At 47.8% G+C, this 17,751-nt stretch carries 21 protein-coding genes and 1 tRNA gene; 8 read left to right on the top strand and 14 right to left on the bottom strand.

Annotation, left to right across the window (positions count from 1 at the left end; all coding sequences use genetic code 11):
• The 3 genes from Q0340_RS10310 to Q0340_RS10300 form a co-directional block, all read left to right on the top strand.
• A partial coding sequence (locus Q0340_RS10310) for an SDR family NAD(P)-dependent oxidoreductase (RefSeq protein WP_298083229.1) occupies positions 1-663 on the top strand: 663 nt, incomplete at its 5' end.
• A gap of 16 nt (positions 664-679) precedes the next feature.
• Entirely contained in the window at positions 680-2,374 is a 1,695-nt protein-coding gene (locus tag Q0340_RS10305) for a Na+/H+ antiporter NhaC family protein (RefSeq protein WP_298083228.1), read from the top strand.
• Positions 2,375-2,679: 305 nt separating this feature from the next.
• Positions 2,680-2,904 carry an EexN family lipoprotein gene (locus Q0340_RS10300; RefSeq protein ID WP_298083227.1) on the top strand — a complete coding sequence of 75 codons (225 nt, stop codon included), beginning with the start codon at positions 2,680-2,682 and terminating at the stop codon, positions 2,902-2,904.
• Positions 2,905-3,663: 759 nt separating this feature from the next.
• On the opposite strand, the gene murI is transcribed toward Q0340_RS10300, so the two are convergent.
• The gene (murI, locus tag Q0340_RS10295; protein ID WP_298083226.1) at positions 3,664-4,722 is read right to left on the bottom strand and encodes a glutamate racemase; all 1,059 of its coding nucleotides are present in this window, start codon (positions 4,720-4,722) and stop codon (positions 3,664-3,666) included.
• A 185-nt stretch (positions 4,723-4,907) separates the two neighbouring features.
• Here murI and Q0340_RS10290 point away from each other — a divergent pair, with 185 nt between their 5' ends.
• A complete protein-coding gene (locus Q0340_RS10290; RefSeq protein WP_298083225.1) occupies positions 4,908-5,591 on the top strand; it encodes a tetratricopeptide repeat protein in 684 nt (227 codons plus the stop codon).
• 768 nt (positions 5,592-6,359) lie between these two features.
• Here Q0340_RS10290 and nfo read toward each other — a convergent pair.
• Together nfo and Q0340_RS10280 are read right to left on the bottom strand one after the other, a co-directional pair.
• Positions 6,360-7,214 (bottom strand): deoxyribonuclease IV, encoded by an 855-nt coding sequence (nfo, locus tag Q0340_RS10285; protein WP_298083224.1) that lies wholly within the window; start codon positions 7,212-7,214, stop codon positions 6,360-6,362.
• Between the two features lie 348 nt (positions 7,215-7,562).
• Positions 7,563-8,057, bottom strand: coding sequence for a hypothetical protein (locus Q0340_RS10280; protein WP_298083223.1), 495 nt, complete (start codon positions 8,055-8,057; stop codon positions 7,563-7,565).
• Between the two features lie 77 nt (positions 8,058-8,134).
• Here Q0340_RS10280 and Q0340_RS10275 point away from each other — a divergent pair.
• The 3 genes from Q0340_RS10275 (at position 8,135) to Q0340_RS10265 (ending at position 10,430) form a co-directional block, all read left to right on the top strand.
• Positions 8,135-8,209, top strand: a tRNA-Glu gene (locus Q0340_RS10275).
• A gap of 237 nt (positions 8,210-8,446) precedes the next feature.
• Complete coding sequence (locus tag Q0340_RS10270) at positions 8,447-9,184, top strand: spore coat protein (protein WP_298083222.1); 738 nt, start codon at positions 8,447-8,449, stop codon at positions 9,182-9,184.
• Positions 9,168-10,430, top strand: coding sequence for a multidrug effflux MFS transporter (locus tag Q0340_RS10265; RefSeq protein ID WP_298083221.1), 1,263 nt, complete (start codon positions 9,168-9,170; stop codon positions 10,428-10,430). Before Q0340_RS10270 ends, Q0340_RS10265 begins: the two co-directional genes overlap by 17 nt.
• Positions 10,431-10,509: 79 nt before the next feature.
• Here the strand turns inward: Q0340_RS10265 and Q0340_RS10260 are convergent, their stop codons facing one another.
• The 3 genes from Q0340_RS10260 to Q0340_RS10250 are packed head-to-tail and all read right to left on the bottom strand — an operon-like array spanning position 10,510 to position 12,105.
• Positions 10,510-11,382 carry a site-specific integrase gene (locus Q0340_RS10260; RefSeq protein WP_298083220.1) on the bottom strand — a complete coding sequence of 291 codons (873 nt, stop codon included), beginning with the start codon at positions 11,380-11,382 and terminating at the stop codon, positions 10,510-10,512.
• 1 nt (position 11,383) lies between these two features.
• A complete protein-coding gene (locus tag Q0340_RS10255) occupies positions 11,384-11,788 on the bottom strand; it encodes a hypothetical protein (RefSeq protein ID WP_298083219.1) in 405 nt (134 codons plus the stop codon).
• On the bottom strand, positions 11,788-12,105 hold the full coding sequence (locus Q0340_RS10250; protein WP_298083218.1) for a hypothetical protein: 318 nt from the start codon (positions 12,103-12,105) through the stop codon (positions 11,788-11,790). The genes Q0340_RS10255 and Q0340_RS10250 overlap by 1 nt, the downstream gene beginning before the upstream one ends.
• A gap of 239 nt (positions 12,106-12,344) precedes the next feature.
• Between Q0340_RS10250 and Q0340_RS10245 the strand changes: the two genes are divergently transcribed.
• Positions 12,345-12,563: an XRE family transcriptional regulator gene (locus Q0340_RS10245; RefSeq protein ID WP_298061722.1), complete on the top strand. Its 219-nt coding sequence runs from the start codon at positions 12,345-12,347 to the stop codon at positions 12,561-12,563.
• 74 nt (positions 12,564-12,637) lie between these two features.
• On the opposite strand, the gene Q0340_RS10240 is transcribed toward Q0340_RS10245, so the two are convergent.
• The 8 genes from Q0340_RS10240 to Q0340_RS10205 all read right to left on the bottom strand — a co-directional run bounded on the left by Q0340_RS10240 (position 12,638) and on the right by Q0340_RS10205 (position 17,723).
• Positions 12,638-13,054 carry a DUF5675 family protein gene (locus Q0340_RS10240; protein ID WP_298083217.1) on the bottom strand — a complete coding sequence of 139 codons (417 nt, stop codon included), beginning with the start codon at positions 13,052-13,054 and terminating at the stop codon, positions 12,638-12,640.
• A gap of 123 nt (positions 13,055-13,177) precedes the next feature.
• Positions 13,178-13,336 carry a hypothetical protein gene (locus Q0340_RS10235; protein WP_297959723.1) on the bottom strand — a complete coding sequence of 53 codons (159 nt, stop codon included), beginning with the start codon at positions 13,334-13,336 and terminating at the stop codon, positions 13,178-13,180.
• A complete protein-coding gene (locus tag Q0340_RS10230; protein WP_298083216.1) occupies positions 13,324-13,677 on the bottom strand; it encodes a hypothetical protein in 354 nt (117 codons plus the stop codon). Before Q0340_RS10230 ends, Q0340_RS10235 begins: the two co-directional genes overlap by 13 nt.
• Positions 13,674-14,834 carry a hypothetical protein gene (locus Q0340_RS10225; RefSeq protein ID WP_298083215.1) on the bottom strand — a complete coding sequence of 387 codons (1,161 nt, stop codon included), beginning with the start codon at positions 14,832-14,834 and terminating at the stop codon, positions 13,674-13,676. Before Q0340_RS10225 ends, Q0340_RS10230 begins: the two co-directional genes overlap by 4 nt.
• 1 nt (position 14,835) lies before the next feature.
• Positions 14,836-15,435, bottom strand: a complete 600-nt coding sequence (locus Q0340_RS10220) for a hypothetical protein (protein WP_297959330.1) — start codon at positions 15,433-15,435, stop codon at positions 14,836-14,838.
• A gap of 2 nt (positions 15,436-15,437) precedes the next feature.
• Positions 15,438-16,814, bottom strand: coding sequence for a hypothetical protein (locus Q0340_RS10215; RefSeq protein ID WP_298083214.1), 1,377 nt, complete (start codon positions 16,812-16,814; stop codon positions 15,438-15,440).
• Positions 16,808-17,152 (bottom strand): hypothetical protein, encoded by a 345-nt coding sequence (locus tag Q0340_RS10210; protein WP_298061736.1) that lies wholly within the window; start codon positions 17,150-17,152, stop codon positions 16,808-16,810. Before Q0340_RS10210 ends, Q0340_RS10215 begins: the two co-directional genes overlap by 7 nt.
• Positions 17,145-17,723, bottom strand: a complete 579-nt coding sequence (locus Q0340_RS10205; RefSeq protein ID WP_298083213.1) for a hypothetical protein — start codon at positions 17,721-17,723, stop codon at positions 17,145-17,147. The genes Q0340_RS10210 and Q0340_RS10205 overlap by 8 nt, the downstream gene beginning before the upstream one ends.
• Positions 17,724-17,751: the final 28 nt, after the last annotated feature.

The raw sequence follows: 17,751 nt of genomic DNA, 5'->3' as shown, positions 1-17,751 counted from the left end.
ATCATAGCACTCGGGCGCCGCAAAGATCGGCTACAAAAGCTAGCCGGCGAGCTAGGCAACACGCACATTATCGCCGCGGATATTCGCGATAAAGCTGCGGTGTTTGACGCCGTGAGTGCGCTGCCTGAAAATTTTAAAGACGTCGAGGTGCTCGTAAATAATGCGGGCCTCGCGCTCGGGCTTGAGGGGATCGCGCAGACGCCCGTTGAGGATTTGGAGACGATGGTCGATACGAATATCAAAGGCGTGCTGTATTCGACCAAGGCGGTGCTGCCGTTAATGATCGCGCGCAAAAGCGGCTATATCTTCAATCTCGGCTCGACTGCGGGCGCGTGGCCCTATCCGGGCAGCCACGTTTACGGCGCGAGCAAGGCGTTTATCAAGCAGTTTAGCCGCAATATCCGCAACGACCTGCGCGGCACGGGCATCCGCGTGACGGAGATCGCGCCGGGAATCTGTAAGAGCGAGTTTAGCGAGGTGCGCTTTAAGGGCGACGTAGCGCGCGCCGCAGCCGTGTATGAGGGGGTCGATGCGATCCTACCCGAGGATATCGCGCAGATCGTGCTAAGCTGCCTAGCGATGCCGCACCGAGTAAATATCAACGTCGTAGAGGCGATGGCGACGCAGCAGAGCTGGGCTGGGCTTTTTATCGAGAAGCATTAAATTTTAAGGCGAGAAAATGAAAAAAATTATATTACTAATGTTTTTATCGGTTGCCGCGTTTGCGGTGGATGACGCGACCAGGCAGCATAATGCCGAGCTTTTCGGCATCTGGACGCTAGTGCCGCCCGTCGTGGCGATCGCGCTTGCCTTTATCACCAAAGAGGTGATTTTATCGCTTTTCATCGGCGTTTTTAGCGGTACCTATATGCTTGCAGTCGTGGGTGATAATCCAATCTCTGCGCTTGTGGGCAGCTTTACGGATCTGGTCTCGCGCGTGGTGGGCTCGATGGCTAGCAAAGGCAACGCGGGCGTACTTTTGCAGGTGCTTTGTATCGGCGGCGTGGTCGCGCTGATTAGCAGGACGGGCGGCACGAAAGCCGTGGCGCTCTGGATTAGCAAGCGTGCCAAAACTGGCATCTCGGCGCAAATTTCAACATGGGTTATGGGTCTTTTCGTATTTTTCGACGACTACGCAAACGCCCTGATCGTAGGCCCCGTCATGAGGCCGATCACCGATAAATTTAGAGTTAGCCGCGAAAAGCTCGCTTTCATCATCGACGCCACCGCCGCGCCGATTGCGGGTATCGCGCTAATTTCTACCTGGGTAGGTCTTGAGGTCTCTCTGATAAGAGCGGGATATGATCAGATCGGCGTGCAAAACGTAAACGCCTTCTCGATCTTCGTGCAAACCATGCCGTATCGCTTCTACAATCTTTTCATGCTCGCTTTCGTGGTTTACGTGGCGTTCATGCGTAGAGATTTCGGGCCGATGCTCTCTGCCGAAAGGCGAGCGGCGAGCGGCGAAATCCACTCTAAAAATTCTAACATCGCCGAGCTCGAAGATAAAACGCTAGAGCCCAAAGAGGGGATCAAGCCGCAAGCTTCAAACGCCGTTATCCCGCTTATAGTGTTAATCTGCGGCGCGTTTGCGAGCTTTTATTTTAGCGGGCTAAGCAAGCTTGAAGGCGATGCTCTCGCAGCCGCAAAAGCCGCTCCGCTAAGCTTTGCGACGCTTCAGGCGACGTTCGGCAACGCGAACTCGTCGGTCGCGCTTTTTCAAGCGGCGCTTCTTGCTACGGTCGTGTCTATATTTATGAGCGTTTACCGCAAAATTTTTGACGTCAGAGAGGCGATCTCTACGTGGATCAAGGGGTGGAAGACGATGATCGTCACGATCGTGATCTTGCTGCTTGCCTGGTCGCTCAGCTCTGTCATCAAGGAGCTCGGCACGTCGCGCTATCTAGTCGATATGCTGAGCCAAAACACGCCGAAATTCTTGCTTCCGGTAGCGATTTTCGTGCTGGGCTCGTTCATTAGCTTTTCGACGGGCACGAGCTACGGCACGATGGGAATTTTAATGCCGCTTGCCATACCTTTGGCAAACGCCGTGGGACTTCACTACGGGCTTTCGGGCGATGCGCTTCACGCCTATATGATCGTAAATATCTCAGGCGTGCTAACCGGCGCGATTTTCGGCGATCATTGCTCGCCGATTTCGGATACCACGATCCTTTCGTCGATGGGCGCGGGCTGCGATCATATCGAGCACGTAAAGACGCAGATGCCTTACGCTCTATCCGTCGGCGCGGTCGCCGTGGTGGCGGGCTATCTGCCCGTAGCGCTAGGACTTAGCGTCTGGATCGCGCTGCCGATGGGGCTTGCCGTTACGTGGGCTCTCGTGCGGTTCGCAGGTAAAAAGATAGAGGAGTAGCTCCCGCAAATTTTAAATTTGCTTTTAAATTTTAAATTCCGCAGCGATGCGGAATTCTACTGGGCGAAATTCTAATCCGCCTCGCGGAATTTCACTCTGTAAAATTCCGTCGCGCTAGTAAAATTTTAAAACGAAATTTCAAAAAGCGCGAGCAAATTTTAAAAGCTGAATTTTAACGAGCCGCGTTAAAACGGCGCGTGCGCCCGCAATTTAAAATTTTTAAAGTAAACGGATAGTAAAATACCGATAAATTTCAAACAAGGAGAATGAAATGAAAAATCCTAAAATGTTCCTCTGGGGGGGGGGTGTTAGCTGCTTTATTAGTTGGTTGTGATAATACGGAGGTTAAATCTTTGGAATATTATGAGAACCATCCCGATGAGGCAGAAAAAGTTTTCAAGCAATGCGATTTTGATAAGTTAAAGGAGGGTAGCAACGCCTATAAAAACTGTAAAAATGCTAAAGAAGCTTATGAATTTAATGAAAGTAAAAAGTTCTTTTCTGGAACAAATCCGTATAAGACAAAATAATCCTGCGTGGCGCTGAATTTTGTGGTAAAAATCTCGCCTGCGAAATGATACGGCCCGAAATCTTGCTTTACAGATTTTAGAATTTCGAATTTTAAAATTCCAAAGCCTGCGAGCTTTTGGCTGCCGCGGAAAAGACTTGCGGGCTTCGCGGCGCCTTGAAATTTAATCATTTTAAAATTTACGCCGCGTGGCTAGACTAAATTTAACTCGGTGGCACTTTGCGAGGCGCACTAAATTTTAACCTCGCGCGCACTTTATCCGCGCCCCAGTCTAAATTTAAAATTTCAAATCCGCGGCGACAGTTCGTGCGGCGCGAGGAATTCCTCACATACAGCAATCTGACTTACGCTATTAAATTTAAAGAAGCGACGGCGTCTTTCTCGCGCTATGCTGCTTCAAGTCGTACGGCGGCGTTGTGCGTTAAATTTTAAATTTACGTGCCAGGCGGCGGAAGGCAGCATTTGCCCCGTAAAATTTTAACTTTCGCGCGCCGGACGACGGCTAGGCGCTATTGCTCGCATGTTGTTGCGAAGCCGCTTCTAAATCGCCGAGCCGAGTTAAATTTTCGCACGGCGAAATTTTAACCTATGCGGTACGATTTACAAAACGGCGAAATTTTGAGTCTGCGCTGCGATTTATAGCGCATCAAAATTTTAACTTTCACGAAACGATCTGCGATGCGCTAGAATTTTAATTTACGTAGCGCGATTTGCGCTGCGATAAAATTTTAACCCGCGCTGCGGCTCACAGGCGCGTAGCCTAGTCGATTGCTCGCATCGCATCGAGCCGCTTTAAAAATATCTCCACCTTGTGTAGTTGCGCCGCATCTAGCGCCCTGCTCGAGTAAAAATACTCCACGCTGTTGCCGTTTGGATAATTCACTCGCGAAATACCCGCCTCTTCGCTTCGCGGCTCAAATTCTAAGGACAAATCCGCGCCGCCTCGAGAATAAAGCTTGAGCTGCGAATTCGCAGCTACGGCGCGTGGCGACATGCGGCATTTGTCTTCGTCGCACTGCTCTACGCCGCGGGCATTGACCGCCAGCTTACCGTCGCGTTCGAGGATTGCGTCCAGCTCGCCCGTTTGCGAATTTGCGTTAAATTTTATATCGCCGCCCGTGTTAAATTTAGTCGCCCGCGAGGGCAAATCCTCGCCGCACGCAAGCTTTAACCCTCCGCCCAGCTCGCTTGCAAGGCGGTTTAGCGTGCCGTCGATGCCGTCGATGATGCGTACGTGAGGCGGTAAAATTTCGTGCAAAACGTCCTTGAAATAGTTAAAATGCGTGCAACCAAGCACGAGCGAACCGAGGCGCTCAAGCTCAAATTTAGCTAGTTCCTCCCGCAGATACGCCCGAACCGCAGGCGAGTCAAACTCCAAATCCTGTGCAAACTCCACGAGGCGAGGCAGCGGCAGGCTCCACGTCTCGCACTCCAGCCGCCCCACGAGGCGCGCGAGCTTCTCACCCGCGATCGTTAGCGGCGTGGCGATGAGCAGCGTCGGGCGCGCGCCGAAGCTGTCCGCAGCGAGCTTGACGGCGGGCTCCATGCCGATGACGGGCACGCTAAATGCGCCGCGAAGCTCCGAGATAGCCGCGCTCGTGGCGGTGTTGCAAGCTACGACGACCGCGTCCGCGCCGTGCGCGACCAAAAACCCGACCGCATCGAGGCTCAGCCGCACGATCTCGGCCCTGCTTTTCGTGCCGTAGGGGACGTGATCCTCGTCGGCAAAATACAAAAACTCCGCCCCGCTAAACCGCCGCAGAGCCTCGGCGAGCACGCTTAGCCCGCCGATACCCGAGTCAAAAAACGCTATTTTCAAATCTTTATCCAAGGTTAAATTTCAAAAAAGGGATTATAGCCCAATTCAGGTAAAATTTAAATTTTGAGCGGGCTTGGTGGATCTGCGGTCGGAATTCTCGCTACCTTATTAAAATTCGCGATAAATTTAATCAATTTCTTAGGGGGGGGTAGAATTAGCCAAATTTTACCCGGAAAGGATACTAAATGAAAAAATTGCTATTTGCGTTGGCGCTCGCCGCTTGCTTTGCGTTCGGCACGCCTGATCTTGCGACTGCGGAAAAAGAGTGCAATGACGGCAATATGGAGTCTTGCCTTAGAGCCGCTTTACAATACGAAGACAATACTAAAACACTTAAGCTGCTTGAAAAAACCTGCGACGGCGGATATGAGCCAGGTTGCCTTGTAATGTCGATCAGAATGATGCAAGAAAATCCTAAAAAAGGCATCGAATATCATGAAAAAAGATGCGATGCGGGAGACGCTACTTATTGTGGACTATTGGGATCAATGTATAGTGACGGAGATGGGGTTGAGAAAGATATATCAAAAGCGATAATCTACCATGACAAAGCTTGCAATCTAGGGCAAAAGCTATCAGCGCTATCATGCAGTATGTTGGCAGAGATGTACCGTAAAGGAGACGGTGTAAAAATAAATTTAATGAAGGCGGCGGTTTATGATAAAAAAGGTTGCGATATAGCGGACGAGCTAGCGAGTTGCTATAATTTTGCGCTATTTAACTACAACTCTAACGATAAAAGCAAAGCCGCGCAATACTTTAAAAAAGCTTGCGATCTAGGCAAAAATAAAAATTCTCTTTTTATGAATCTGCCCGAGTTTAAAGAGCTTTGGCAAAAATCCTGCGATATGTATGAGCTACTAAAATAGCGCGCCGAGTTGCGGCCGGTACAATACGCGTCGGCTGCGGATTAAAATCCCGCCGCCTTTAAATTTAAATCGTGGCGGTAGGCTACTAAGCTCAACGATAAAATTTTAAATTAATCGGGCGATATGCGGCAGAATTTAACGTAAATTTACACGGATCCTGCATAGATTTTGGCGCAAGCAAAGCGCGAAAAAAAGACGCAAATTTGTCATAAATAAAATACGTGCCAAAAAGCATAGATTGGCACGCAGCAAAATTTTAAGTTAGAATTTATGAAATCTTATGCGCTTCGCCTCTGCACGGATCGGACGAAAGTAGAATTGCAAGATTGGAATTTACGCAGTCGCGCGTATAAAGCTCCGCGCCAATTTTTTGATATGGAATTTAGAATTTTAATTCCTAGAGCTTCGAATCTGGCGCTGAGCCTTGAAATATCGTAGCGATAGAATTTTAAAATTTGCCGCCGCATCGCTTTAAAAATCTTGCTTGAAAATTTTAATTACGCAGCATAAAATTTTTCATTTCTGCCAGGGCGCTGCGTTTTTCTATAAAAATTTTGCTCTTTTGCTCTGGTGCTGTGTTTTCGTCGTAGAATTTCGCGACTTTTTACGGCGCAGAATTTTTAGCGCGAAGTTCCTCATTATTTTTGCTTGTTAAAATTTAAGTGATAAATCCCACGATGTTAAATTTGCACGACATAAGGCTCTTGTCGCTCCACGCCACTTTGAAGCGGAATGAGATAAATTCTACGTGGCGCAAAAGGCGCCCGATTAGGCTTTGCGGCGTCCTTGCATACTGCGCAAAAGCGCGATCTCCTCCGCCCAGAGGCTATCGTCGATGGTTTCTAAAATCAGCGGGATCTCGTCGATGTTCGGGTCGTTCATGATGTTTTCAAATGCCCCAAGCCCCAAAAATCCGCGTCCGAGGCTCTCGTGCCGATCTTTGCGCACGCCAAGCTCGTTTTTCGTGTCGTTTAGGTGCATGCCGCTTAAAAATTTATAGCCGATCGCGCGGTCAAACTCGCTCATCGTGCGCTCGTAGGCCTGCGGGCTGCGGAGGTCGTATCCTGCGGCGAACGCGTGACAGGTGTCTATGCAGACGCCGATGCGATCTTTGTTTGAAATTTTGCCGATCACGTAAGCGAGCTGAGCGAAATCATAGCCGAGATTGGAGCCCTGGCCGGCGGTGTTTTCGAGCACGAGCTTGACACTTGCGGTGTTTGCGATGGCGAAATTTAGCGATCCTGCGATATTATCCAGGCACACTTGAGCTGAAATTTCATTTAGATGCGAGCCTGGATGAAAGTTCAAAAGCTTAAGCCCGAGCGCCTCGCAGCGGCGTATCTCGCCCACGAAGGCGTTTAGGGACTTTTCGCGCTCTGCCTCGCGCGGATGGCCCAAATTTATGAGGTAGCTGTCGTGCACCAAGACATGCTCCGCGCGGATGCCGCTTTGCTTTAACGCGTCCTTAAACGCGACGATCTCCTCCGCGCTAAGCGGCGGCGCGTCCCATCTGCGCTGATTTTTGACGAACATCGCAAACGCGTCCGCCCCGATCTTTGCGGCGTTTAACGGCGCGTTAGAAACCCCGCCGCTAGCACTCACGTGCGCTCCGATCCGCTTCATTCTGCCTCCTAAATTTTATTTTACGCTGCGTGCGCCGAAATTTCATAAACCCGAGCTGCGCGCGAATTTTTAAATTTAAATGCGCGCTTTTTCTTTCGCACATACGCGCTGCTTAGTAAATTTCGCCGCGAAGAGCCGGCGCAGAGCGCCAATAAAACCGCGCCGTTTGCAAAGCCCGGGTAGCTATCCCGCCGAGTAATGGAATTTTGACCGCTCGCGCCGTGTTTTGTGCGGCTGCTAGAGAGCAGTATTCCCGCGCTTACAAACGTAAGATGCGTAGAATTTTACTCGTTAGCGCCGCCTGCGGAATAGCGTTTTGCGCGCTACAAACACCCGCCGCGCAAAATTTTATGGCAGCTCGCGGATTTTAATCTTTACGCCGCGCTTTACGTCGGCGAAGCTTATGGATCTTCCGCCGCCGTCTTTGCCGCGGCAAACCTTATAATCGATAGAGCCATCTTGCAGGCTTTGCGCTAGGCAACGGCGCTCGCCCGCGTCGCTGCCGCCAAAGATCGGCTTGCCGTCTAGGATTTGGCCGAGAAGCCCGCGGTAGTGCTCGGCGCCGAAGAATTTTTTATTGAAAACGAGCTCGTCGTCGCACGCGCCGTTCATGCAAATTTTATCGCCTTTTAAAACCAGGCTCAGCACGCTGATGCCGCTTGCATAAATTTGAACCTCGGTTTGGTTTTTAAATTTGCGCATAAAGCCCGCGTCGCTGGTGCGAGTAAGTGGCGAAATGACGGTGAAATTTACAGCTTGCGTAGAAGCGGGCTTGAGCGCGGTGGTAGCGCAGCCTGCGAGCAGAAGCGAAAGTGCAAGCGGCGCCAGAAAAGAGCATTTCATAAATAATCCTTAATTTAAGTTGGGTTTAAGTGCGTCTTGAGTAGAATACCGCCTTTAATCTTAATACCAGATTAAGTGGCCCCTTCGTCTAACGGTTAGGACATCGCCCTTTCACGGCGGTAAAACGAGTTCGAATCTCGTAGGGGTCGCCACTTCTAGTTTTAAAATTTTTTGACGCAAATCTTAGTTTTTGTAAAATTCTAAAATTATGCGCTTTTGCTGCTTCCTGCGCTACAAAATTCCAAGACTGCAATAAAAATTCTACCTGATAATTTTAAAATTTATCCCCGCCGAATTTACGTAATAAATTTTATGCGGATATATGGAACTTAATGAAATAAAACTCGCAAATTTAGCTCTTTCTAAAAAAAATTCGCTAAATTTATTGAATGCAAAATTTTAAAGAATACGTAAATGAAATTCTAAAAAATCATCCTGGCGAGCGCGTCACGAGCTTTAGTTTCGAGGGCGAGAAATACTGGCTCAAGCAGCCGGAGCTGCGCATCCGCGGTGGATTACTTACGAAAATATTCAAAGCTAATCCGAAAGCCGCTTTCGATTACGAAGCGCTAAAATGCGAGAGTTTGTATGCAGCCGGCGCGCCTGTGCCGCAGCTGGTGCTGCGAGACGAGAACTTTTTCGTACTCAAAGACGGCGGCACGCCGGTGGACGAGGTGCTAAAAAGCTCGGATGAGGCATCTTGCGTGGCGCTCATTCAGGGCTACGCTGCGGCGTTAGCACATCTACATTCGCGCGGCTTCATACACGGCAGACCCGCACTGCGCGACGTCTTAGTAAAAAACGGCGAGATGAAATTTATAGATTTTGAAAATCGCGGCGAGCGCGGTGATCTGCAAAAAGCTAAAATGCGAGATTTTTTGCTGTTTGTCTATGATCTGTGCCGTGAAGGGCTGAGCGAAGGCTCGGTGTGCTCTGGCATTCGCACCTACGCCTCAAGAGGCGGGCAGGACGTAGTGCAAAGTGCGTGGACTACGGTACTTGCGCTACGTCCAATATATTTTGTCGCCAGGCTCTTGCCGCAAAAATTTAAGGATCTAAACGCGTTCGTGCGCACATTTGAGCTCTGCCTAAAAATAATTGAGGAAAACGATGGTCAAACAAAGTAAATTCGCCAAATTTAAGCTGGTGATTATACTCGCCTATATGTCGGCTCTGGCGCCCTTGTCTACCGATATGTATCTGCCCGCGCTGGAAAAGGTAAAGGCAAGCTTTGCTACGAGCGAGTTTTACACTCAGCTATCGGTTGCGAGTTTTTTCATCGCTTTTGCGCTAGGACAGCTCGTTTATGGGCCGCTAAGCGATAAATTTGGTCGTAAAAAGCCGTTATACGCGGGTATTTTGCTTTTTATATGTGCGTCGCTTGCTTGCGTGAGCTTTGATAGCGTTTACGCGTTTATATTCTTTAGATTTTTACAAGCTTTGGGCGGGTGCGCGGGAGTGGTACTTGCGCGAGCCGTTATTAATGATAAATTCGAGCTGAACGAGGCTGCGGCGATGTTTGCGCTGATGATGGTCGTAGGCTCGCTAGCTCCGATGCTAGCACCAACTCTAGGTGGATTTGTGCTAGATTTTTTCTCATGGCAAGCGATTTTTGCGATTTTGTTTGCGCTTGGAATTTTGCTTTTTGCATTTATATTTTTCGGACTCGACGAGAGCGCTCAGATAGACAGGACTGCTACACTTAGCGTAAAAGGCGTGCTTGGCGAATACGGCATAATCTTGCGAAATAAAGAATTTATGCGCTATACGCTAGGATTTGCAGTTGCGATGAGCGCGCTTTTCGCTTATATCACGGGCTCTAGCTTCATATTTTTGGGCTATTATGGGCTGGGCGAGCATGCCTTTGGCGTAATATTTGGCATCAACGCTCTTGGAATGACCCTCGTTTCGGCACTAAATGCCAAACTCGTGCAAAATCGCGAACCCACAGCTTTATTAAATTTCGGCCTAATAGCGATGCTTGTGACGAGCCTGATTTTGCTCGCATGCGCTATGCTTGGCCTTCCCTTCATCTGCTTTGAGGCTTCGCTTTTCGTATTGCTTTCATCGCTCGGCTTTGTCGCGCCTAACGCCACGACGCTTGCGATGGCGCTGTATAAGGACGGCAACTCGGGCGCAGCTTCGGCGGTACTGGGGACTGCGCAGTTTGCTATTGCCGGGGCTATTTCGTTTATCGTGGGTGCAGTAGGAGCGAATAAGCCGTTTTTGCTCGCGAGTGTGATGGCGATTTGTGCTCTTTGTGCGAACGCTGTGTATTTTTTATTGCGAGAAAAGTGTAAAACCGCTTTTCAAATCAAAGTGAATTTACGCTTAAAATCAAAGTGGAGTAAATTCGGCGGTTTTCCACTTTGATTTGAAACGTAAATTTTTATTTTAAAACGGCTTTTTAAATACCTTTAAAAGTTTAATATATTTGAGTTTAAAAAAGAATTTAGTATAGATTTATCGAGCGATCGATTTTCATATGTTCGTTTTGTAGAAACCGCGCATATACCTTGATCGTCATGTCTAGGCTCGCATGACCCAGTATTTGAGATACCCATTTCAGTGGGATTTCGCCCCTTACCGCACGCTCGACCATGTGGGTTGCGAATGTGTGGCGGGTATGTCTGGCGCTTCGGTATGGGATATCGCATTCAGCTAGAAATTTACGCCACCTGCCGTTGCCGAAAAGCGACGTAGAGCCGAAAAGATGATCTCCCCTTTCCGAAAAGACCCACTCGCAATCCCGATCCTCTTTAAGCCGGGCGATGTATGGCAGCAGCGGCGTAAATATAGGCACGATCCTATCCTCTCCGGTTTTGGTGCGAGGTTTGATAAGCCCGTCCGTGAGGCTCTTGCTGATCGATATACTCATAGCTTCCATATCTATATCATCCCAGCGCAGAGCCAAAATTTCGCAGCATCTAGCTCCCGTATAGAACGCAAAAGCAAGAAAGCTCTCAAGCCGCCCGCTGGCCTTTGAAAGCATCAGATCTACCTCCTCCGCCGAGAATGGATCTGTTTTGCTGCGCGGAATCTTCGGATATTTTACGTCCACAAACGGGTTTTTCGCAAGTTTCCCGGCTTCTACTGCTTGTGCGCAGGCTCTGCGCCAGCACAGCACGACGCGCTTGATAGTGCTCGGGGCTAGACCTTCCTCAAGCCCCGCCAGCCACTTTTGAATATCCACTTTCTTGATGCAGGCGGCATCTTTCGGCAGATATTTCGTATGTGAGAACGCGAACTTTTGCTTGCGGCCCTGTTCAAAATTTATCTGCCCGAGAGCTTCGAGATAGTCTCGGGCTATAGTTGCGAGGGTCATATCACGCCTCCTGTAGCGCCTTGAGCGAGCTAAAACGTTGCAATACCAGCTCGCCGCTTTCATTTTTGACGACCATATACCAAACCTTGCTATCGCTTTTCCAGCTGCCGTCATCAAGCCGTGCCTCAAATTTGTCGCCTTCTTTTGCCCTGAAGGTGAAAGAGGTATCGTAATATTTGTGTTTGCTGTCCCAGTTCTTGCCGTTGCAATCGATGAATTCTCTGCTGATCTTGCCATCTGCAAAGCTGAGGCGAGCCATATATGCGTGACCGTTTTTTCTAGGGTCTATGCTCTCAAACGTCTCGACAATGAACTGCTTGTCTGCTTTGCGGCCCTCTATGATAGCCTTTGCTTGGGTGATGAGCTCAAGCAATTTTTCATCCGACAATAAAGCTAGATTTTCCATTATTTACCCTTTATAACGCGTTCAAGTTCGTTGATATCAACGTCTATATCTAGCATGCGTTGATACTCCGCCCGCTTTTCAGCGCTCTTTAGGTTGTGCACGAACCATGAAAAAACCTTTTTGTCGGTATCGTTTAGTCTTATAGCCTCTCTGTCCTCTGCGGAGAGGATAGTATTGATGAATACTTCGATTCGCTCTAGCGTAGTGTTTGACGGGAAAGTTCCAGTGGTGTCTATGGCACCGTGTATGCCGTTTCGCCATCTTGCGATGCCGGAGAGGATCGCGTTTGCCTCGCCTTTGTTGTAGTAGCTTTTCATTTTTTATCCTTTATGGTATAATAAAGGCTCCTTTGGGAGCAACTTGTGCGGCGAGATGTTTTTTTTATTGGGTCTCGCCGCATCTCTTGAGATTGTATCGTTTCAATCTCTTTTTATGGCATAATTGTATCGTATCAATACTTAAAAACTTCTTAATGATGTATCTTAAAAATACAAAACCTTGATTTCCTTGTATTTTTTTGCTACAATTCCGAAAAATATAATATAGGTAATGTAAAATGGATAAAGAAAAATTTCAAAAAATGCTGGATGCTGCGGGTCTAAATAAAAAAGAGTTCGCCGAAATTTCTAAAATCCCATACCCGACGGTGCGCGGCTGGGGATCCACTACGTCGTTTCCTCCCTACCTTGAGTTTTTGATCGAAAGCTACGTCAAAAGCCGTAAATTTGACAAGATCAAAGAGATCATCAAAGACGAAATAGCCGCAGAGCTTTAGAATATGCGTATAGACGGGTAAAGGCCGTTTAAAAGGCCTTTAACTGCTTCAACAATACGCAAAAAAACCTACTGCTATTCTCCTATTCGATTCACAACCTGCACTGCGAATTCTTGCCCTTTTACGGCGGCAAGTAGTGCGCTTAAAGCCGCACAGGAGTCTTTCACTCCGTGCGCGCCCAAAGATGAACCCAGTAGCACGCAGCCCTCGGTATTACGCCCGTTGTTGCCCGAATGGATCAAGATGCAGCGAGTTTTTGGCACCAGCTCATTCCATAAAAGCGGCAGACGAACTCTAAATTTCGGGCTGTCGTGCCAGGCTATTTGATAGCGCCCTTGCGGTATGCGTCTATCCATACCGCTTTGTGTAGTATCAGGGCCCGCAGGCTCGCAGGTATATCCCTTTAGCACTTCCTTTTCGCCGTCGCGCAATACGAAGCGCCCCAGCGTCATATCATCTACTTCTTTAAACCTTGTAATTTCTAAGACCATAAATCCTCCTTAAATTTACTTCTCGGGCGAGCAAAACGAGCGTAGCGACGCAAGGCGAAGCCGAAGCGGCGTTTCTTGCGAGCGTAGCGAAGCAGAGCTAAGCCCGCCCTACGAGCGAAAAACTCAAAAGCTAAATTTGTTTATAAATTTGACTTTTTTTACCGCCTCGCCAGTTTTGCGCACTAGCACCTTATATCCGCTACCTTGCTTCGGCGTGTCGCTTTTTATCTGCGCGCGTATCATATTTTTTATCGTCTGCTTTAGTCCCATTAAAAATCCCACCTTTTTGCCGTTATGTTTACGAATGCGCCGCTAGCCGTGACGCGAGTCTCTACCGCCGTGACGATAAATCTGTCCTCCCCGGGTGCTGCAGGCACGCTATAACGGGGCATATCTATCTTTATGATATCGCCTGTGCGCACGCTTTGAAGCGGAGCGCGCAAGCTAACCTCGCTTACGCGCGCGCCGTGGTCCAAAAAATACCTGCGGGTATAAGCCTCTATGACGCGCTCGTCCTGATCCAGATCGAGCTTTATTTGGCCGTGCAGCTCATCACTTCGGTCAAATATAAACTTCACTGCTCCCCTGGCACTTTTTTTCTCACTCCCTTTGATCTGCGTCATTTCTCCTCCTCCCAAGAATACCAATACCACTTTTTCAATGCTTCTAAATCGCCTTCTTGCGGATGTTCGCCGGTCATATTATAGACATATGCCAGGGCGTTAAATTCGTTTAAAAAGATGTCCGCATAGAGCTTTTCGCGGATCTTTTTATACTGACCGGGGGCTTGCAACCTAGCAAAGTGCCAATACTCGGGCGGCTTTATAGCCTTCCTTTTAGGGGTTCTGCTTTGCGAAAAAATCCCTATACCCCACCATCTTTCGTAATAATTTATGGCTCTATCATCCGCCCATAATACTATCTCGGTCAATTCGTCTTTAAGGGAGATCTCCTCCTTATAGGTATATTCACGGACCCGACGACTATCTGGGTAATATTCCGTGTCTAATCCAATATAATATACCTCCATTTTTAGTCTATTTCCCTCTTTGATAAATAGGCTAAGCGCGGTCGTATACCCGGGCAGTGCAGGACCTTTGAATACATCCTCCCCCTTCCAAACCGAGTGCAGAGAAACTGCGGCTAAAAATTTCTTTTTTAACGCGCGCTTAGCTCTTTCAAAGCCGAAGGCGTTTTTGATATATTTTTCGCTTTTGCCTTGTGGGTTTTGGCAGAAAAATAATCTATATTCGTTCAGCATGTTTTTTACGGTTTTGAAGTAATCGCTTTTTCCTCTTTTGTTTGCAAAATCCAAAAAGGGCGTAGTTTTTGTTTTGCTTCCATCGCTATTAGGAACTGCAAAATATAACTCTCTGCTTAAAGCGAAGCGAAACATCTCCTTTACGCGAATCTTTTTGCCGTCGTCGCAGAATATCAAAAGCTCATCGTCTCTTACATCATAGGTATCGTGATATTGTTGCTTTCGGTCAGGATACGCCTGAATCGACACAAAATCTATGATTGAATTATCATTATAAAACGGTACAAATTTTTGATCGTCGAGATAGATGCGATAATCGCCAAGGGCATAAGTATCATAGCTCTGCCCCACAGGTTTTCTATTGTGTCCGGGCTTTTTACCGCTTAGGGGCACCAGATACGAGCCTTCAAGCGCCTTATAGTATTTCCTGCTAGCCGTGCCATTAATAAGTTCAAGCTTGATCCACTCTTTGGTCTGTCCCCTATATCCGCCATTGCTTTCGTCTGCTATAAACTCCATCTTAGCCCCACATTAGTAAAATTCCCATTTGTGCGTAAATCCCGCCGCTATCATCCGTAAGCTCCATATTTATGGGCGTAGGTCTGGAGCAATCTCCTATATCTTTTAGATGGTATATGCTACTTTTTTCATCGGGTTTCTCGCTGGACCAGCTAGGATTGCCCGCACTATCTACCGCCTCAAGGCGATATGCCTTGCCTCTATCATTCACAAAAAATAGCGGGGTTTTGAAGCTATGAAGCGTTTTTGTGGGATCGGTAGTATCCGGGGCGCTTGAATACTTTATTAGCTTCAATATCGCTTCGATATCTTGCCCGCCCAGCTTCCCGCCCTCGGGTATATAAAGCTTGCCCTGCCATGCGTCTTCGTCGAAGCTCAGTATGGTCGAAAATCTATCTGCTACTATGGCACAATAAACCCTAGCGACGGGGTTTGTTGCCTTAGCCCATACCGTAAAGCGACCCCTAGGGCTTGAAGTACCGTTGCTGCGTTTGCGACTAAAAATACTAGAGCTTAGGCTAAAGTCTGAATTCGTATCTCCTGAATCCATTTTTAGCGCCTTTTCGCAGGCGGCATCTTTGTATAATACTACGTCAGCCATCTTCAATCCTTCTCTTTAATTTCATTAAAATCGCAGCTAAATTCGTTTGCGAAATAGCCTATATTCATCGTCTTTTCCAGCTTTCCGTCTAAATATAGCTCTAGCTTATAAGCTCCATAATCATTAAATTTAATCTCTACCTCCCCAAACGGATTGGCGCTAAAGCTTTGCGCGCCGAGCTTAAAGCTGACATGCGCAATAAGCGCGCTATCTACGTTAAAATCGCGCATCAAGCTAAAGGTGTGGGTGTAACCTTTAGGGTAGTATTTGGTGATCTCGTATCTATGCAGATGATCTATTTGCAAATTTTTATACTCCGCTTTTATGCTTAGAGCGGAGGGTAGATCGCGCGGGGGGCATACGAAAAGATAGATATTGCTTTCATAAGCTACCTTTAGCGTTCCGCTTAGAGGCCCGTCAAAGCAAAGGACGTTATCTTTGTATATATTGCCCTTCTGCTCCTGCGTCGTTTGGGCGCTAAAGTATATCGGCGTGCCGTCAAGGCTCACGGCGATTAGCTTTTTTATAAAGCCCGTAAGTTTTACATAGATATCCTCACTTAGCTCAAACTCCTCCACCGCGCGATAATCGGCAAAGAATGAGGCATCGGGCACGTTTAGGCTAATATCTTTCGCCTCCCAAGCAGGGGTTGCGAAAATTTTACCTACCGCACGAAGCGGAGAGATCACATACACATCGCCGTTTTCATCATCTTTATATCTTACAACCTCCCTCGGGGTTACCGGGTGGGGATCGGGATCGATCACCGCAGTAAGCTCCGCCTGCGAATATACATCCTCGTTTTTGTCGTTAAAAACTATCGTATCGATATTTTGCGGAGCGCTAAGGCTAAGGTTAAAATCAATTACGTTATCCTCGTTAAACTCCATTACGGGCGCGCCGTCTCGGGCGATATAGAACCTATCGCTTATAAAAATTCCGCGATCGTTCGCCCAAAAACTAAGCCCTATGCCCTCTAGCGCCGAGGCTAGCGATTGAACGTCCGAATATGAAAGCCCTGCTAGCGGAGTATCTTGCGGTGCATCGCAAAGAAAGCTTACCCTTTGCCCCAAAAGGGCTAAATCTTTTAAGCTTGATATCCCTTTGGGTAACTTAAGCGGGGTTTTGGCGACGAGCTTTTTAAAATTTGCATCTATGCTTAAAACTTCGCTCACCTCGAAAAGGCTATCCTCAAAATGCGAGCAGCTTATTATAATTTCATCTATCGGAGCAGAGAGAGAGGAAGCGGCGATTTTCAAAGACGCTGTCGCTTGCAGCTCGCCTTCCTCGCTACAAATGCTAAGCTCGCTAATGCCGCGAAGCTCACTTTTTACGCCGCCTTTTAAGGCAAAGACCTTAAAGCCGTATTCTACTACCATCGCTCTACCTTTTTATAAATCGTAGCGGCGGGGCGGTAGGCTCTATTCCTCCAGCAAAAAGCAAGAATTTTTGAGTGCAGAGCGGGCTTTAAGATGAAATTTTCCTCAATTTTAAGATTATAAATTTTTGCTTTGATCACGGCTAGCTTAAAGTCATATTGTGCACTTCCACGGGCATTGCCGTTAGTAGCTAGATAAAAATTAGCGGCTACTCCCTTCGGCCTTATGGCTCCGAATATTAACATACTCAGATACTTATCCGTATAGCTATCGCAATATCTCGTCCATGGACGAGTTTGCGAAATTTCTACCTTATATCCTAATTTGAGTTTATGCACGGTCGCTCCAATACGCCGCTAAATAATAGCGGAAATCCACCCGCTTCGTAACGTCGGCAAAGCTTACCCGCCTGATAAGTTTGACGGCATGCACCGCCTTACTCGCAGAAGGTCCGCTTTCAAATAAAGGAAGCAAAAGAAAGGCGAGCTCCCCCTTTTTGATATAGGATAGATCCTCGCCCGTAAAGCTTATTTTATTACCATTTACCTTATCTACTCGCAAGGCGTTTGTCGTGCCTGAAAAAGCGTAACATTCCCCCTCGGTCGGCATACCGCCGCTTAAGGAATTAAACTCTAATGCGTCTTTTCCCTCGCCGCTTACTTCGAATATTTTCATCTCGGTTCCTCCGACGCTTGCACCTAGATACTCTATATTACGCTTTTCATAGATTAGAGTTATATGCGGATAAAAGGTAGCGGCGAGATCCGTAATTTTTGCATAGATCGTTACTTCGTCGGTTTTTGACGAGGGGGCCAAAATCGAAATCGCAGGATCCGGAAACGGGCGATCCCCCGTAGATACCGCCTGCGTGCATTCCTCGTTTTTATAAAAATTTATATTCGTTGCCATTAAATTGGGCCTCCTTTTTTATAAATTT

The sequence above is a fragment of the uncultured Campylobacter sp. genome (assembly GCF_938045595.1).
Classification (GTDB): Bacteria; Campylobacterota; Campylobacteria; order Campylobacterales; family Campylobacteraceae; genus Campylobacter_B.
The sequence above is the reverse complement of the archived record's forward strand: the minus strand, read 5'-3'. Positions and strand labels throughout refer to the sequence as shown.

Excerpts from the sequence above, each read along its gene's own strand:
- Q0340_RS10290 (WP_298083225.1), top strand. The coding sequence starts at position 4,908 with ATGAAAAAATTGCTATTTGCGTTGGCGCTCGCCGCTTGCTTTGCGTTC.
- Q0340_RS10270 (WP_298083222.1), top strand. The coding sequence starts at position 8,447 with ATGCAAAATTTTAAAGAATACGTAAATGAAATTCTAAAAAATCATCCT.
- Q0340_RS10250 (WP_298083218.1), bottom strand. The coding sequence starts at position 12,105 with ATGAAAAGCTACTACAACAAAGGCGAGGCAAACGCGATCCTCTCCGGC.
- Q0340_RS10245 (WP_298061722.1), top strand. The coding sequence starts at position 12,345 with ATGGATAAAGAAAAATTTCAAAAAATGCTGGATGCTGCGGGTCTAAAT.
- Q0340_RS10260 (WP_298083220.1), bottom strand. The coding sequence starts at position 11,382 with ATGACCCTCGCAACTATAGCCCGAGACTATCTCGAAGCTCTCGGGCAG.
- Q0340_RS10225 (WP_298083215.1), bottom strand. The coding sequence starts at position 14,834 with ATGGAGTTTATAGCAGACGAAAGCAATGGCGGATATAGGGGACAGACC.
- nfo (WP_298083224.1), bottom strand. The coding sequence starts at position 7,214 with ATGAAGCGGATCGGAGCGCACGTGAGTGCTAGCGGCGGGGTTTCTAAC.
- Q0340_RS10230 (WP_298083216.1), bottom strand. The coding sequence starts at position 13,677 with ATGACGCAGATCAAAGGGAGTGAGAAAAAAAGTGCCAGGGGAGCAGTG.
- Q0340_RS10305 (WP_298083228.1), top strand. The coding sequence starts at position 680 with ATGAAAAAAATTATATTACTAATGTTTTTATCGGTTGCCGCGTTTGCG.
- Q0340_RS10220 (WP_297959330.1), bottom strand. The coding sequence starts at position 15,435 with ATGGCTGACGTAGTATTATACAAAGATGCCGCCTGCGAAAAGGCGCTA.
- Q0340_RS10240 (WP_298083217.1), bottom strand. The coding sequence starts at position 13,054 with ATGGTCTTAGAAATTACAAGGTTTAAAGAAGTAGATGATATGACGCTG.
- Q0340_RS10205 (WP_298083213.1), bottom strand. The coding sequence starts at position 17,723 with ATGGCAACGAATATAAATTTTTATAAAAACGAGGAATGCACGCAGGCG.
- Q0340_RS10280 (WP_298083223.1), bottom strand. The coding sequence starts at position 8,057 with ATGAAATGCTCTTTTCTGGCGCCGCTTGCACTTTCGCTTCTGCTCGCA.
- Q0340_RS10215 (WP_298083214.1), bottom strand. The coding sequence starts at position 16,814 with ATGGTAGTAGAATACGGCTTTAAGGTCTTTGCCTTAAAAGGCGGCGTA.
- Q0340_RS10265 (WP_298083221.1), top strand. The coding sequence starts at position 9,168 with ATGGTCAAACAAAGTAAATTCGCCAAATTTAAGCTGGTGATTATACTC.
- Q0340_RS10255 (WP_298083219.1), bottom strand. The coding sequence starts at position 11,788 with ATGGAAAATCTAGCTTTATTGTCGGATGAAAAATTGCTTGAGCTCATC.